This window comes from Methylobacterium variabile, from assembly GCF_001043975.1.
In the GTDB taxonomy this organism is placed as follows: domain Bacteria; phylum Pseudomonadota; class Alphaproteobacteria; order Rhizobiales; family Beijerinckiaceae; genus Methylobacterium; species Methylobacterium variabile.
In genome coordinates, this window is sequence record NZ_LABY01000267.1 from 1 (window position 1) to 1948 (window position 1948).

1 protein-coding gene, 1 tRNA gene and 1 pseudogene are annotated in these 1948 nt (G+C 73.4%); all 3 read left to right on the forward strand.

Annotated features, from left to right (window positions below; translation table 11 throughout):
* The coding region (locus VQ02_RS30405; RefSeq protein WP_048447994.1) for a single-stranded-DNA-specific exonuclease RecJ at positions 1 to 1294 on the forward strand (1294 nt) is incomplete at its 5' end.
* 106 nt (positions 1295 to 1400) lie between these two features.
* Positions 1401 to 1485, forward strand: a tRNA-Tyr gene (locus VQ02_RS30410).
* A gap of 292 nt (positions 1486 to 1777) precedes the next feature.
* Positions 1778 to 1948 (forward strand): annotated as a pseudogene (locus VQ02_RS37705) (transposase); the annotation flags it as partial.

Here is a 1948-nt window from a genome sequence, read left to right on the forward strand (position 1 = left end):
GGGCCCGGGCCCCCCCGCCGGGCCCCCCCGCCTCGGCCTCGACGTCGTGGTGCTCGACCATCACGGCGCCCCCGAGGTGCTCCCCCAGGCCCGGGCCGTGGTCAACCCGAACCGCCTCGACGACCTGTCGGGCCTCGGTCATCTCTGCGCCGCCGGCGTGGTCTTCCTGACCCTGGTGGCGCTCAACCGGCGCCTGCGCCGGGACGGCCTCGCCGTGCAGGACCTGATGGCCGGGCTCGACCTCGTCGCCCTCGCCACGGTGGCGGACGTGGTGCCGCTCCACGGCCTCAACCGCGCCTTCGTGCGCCAGGGCCTCGCGGTCATGCGCGGCCGGGGCCGGCGCGGCCTCGCCGCCCTCCTGGATGCCGCAGGCCTGTCCGAGGCGCCGCAGGCCTGGCATCTCGGCTTCCTGCTCGGGCCCCGCATCAATGCCGGCGGGCGCATCGGCGATTCGACCCTCGGCGCCCGCCTGCTGCTGTGCGAGGACCCGATCGAGGCCGCCGGCATCGCGGCCCAGCTCGACGCCCTCAACCGCGAGCGCCAGGCGATCGAGGCCGCCGCCGTGGCCGAGGCCGAGGCCGCGATGGCGGTGCGCCTCGAGCGCGACCCGGACCAGCCGGTGCTCGTCGCCGGCAGCCCGGACTGGCATCCCGGCGTGGTCGGCCTGATCGCGGCGCGGCTGAAGGAGCGCTTCGGCCGTCCGGCCTTCGCCTTCGCCTTGCGCCAGGACGGCACCGCCACCGGCTCCGGCCGCTCGATCCCCGGGGCCGATCTCGGCCGGGCGGTCCGGGCCTGCGTCGAGGCCGGGCTCGCCGCCAAGGGCGGCGGCCACGCCATGGCGGCGGGCGTGACGCTCGCCGCCCTCGACCTCGACCGCTTCCGCGAGGCCCTGTCGGCCGACCTCGCCGCCTCGGTGGCCGAGGCGCGCCTCGGCGAGGCGCTGCTCGTCGACGGCCTCGTCTCCGCCGGCGGCGTGCAGCCCGACCTCGCCGACGCCGTCGAGCGGGCCGGTCCCTTCGGCCAGGGGGCGCCCGAGCCGGTCTTCGCCCTCGCCCGCCACCGCGTCGCCGACGCGCGGGTGGTCGGCACCGGCCACGTCAAGGCGCAGCTGCGCGGCCGGGACGGTGTCGCGGTCGGCGCGATCGCGTTCCGTGCGGCGGAATCGCCGGTCGGCCGGCTGCTGCTCTCCCACATCGGCCGCGACGTCCACGCCGCCGGCACCCTGTCCCGCGACCGCTGGCGCGGCAGCGATCGGGTCGAGCTGCGCCTCTGCGACGTGGCGGAGGCCGACTGACCCGGCGCATCTGAGCCGGCCATTCAACCCGGCTTGACACCTGCGGGGAGCCAAACCATAAGAGCCGCGTCGCCGACACGGCGGCCCCTGCCGGAGACGGCAGCGTGGGGGAATGTCCCGAGCGGCAAAGGGGGCGGACTGTAAATCCGCTGGCTATGCCTTCGTAGGTTCGAGTCCTACTTCCCCCACCACCCATCCTCACTTATAACTCTTGTATCGCAGACGCAGGATTGCGGCGGGGCTGCAAAGCCTTGGCGTGATATCGCCCACGGTGAGCCTCTCGCGGGTCGGTTTCGGCAGTTGCAAGGCCCAGGATGTCGGGCGTCCTCTCACACTCAGGATATCGCGCTTCCGCTGCTTTCTGATGCTGTTGTCCAGAGACGGGTTTGATCACGTCTCTTGAGGCGGAGAAACGCTCACCTGATCCTCCCTCGGTTTCGCGGACACCTCTGCTACGCTCGTTACGGGCGGGGAAGGTGTTTGATGGCGAAGACACGACGCGAATTCACCCCCGAGTTCAAGCGCGAGGCGGTCGCCCTGCTCGAGAGCAGCGGCCGGTCGCAGATGCAGATCGCGCCGAGCTCGGGATCCAGCCCTCCATGCTGCGCCAGTGGCGAACCGTGCTGATGGACGGCTCCCCGCCAAAGCGACCCG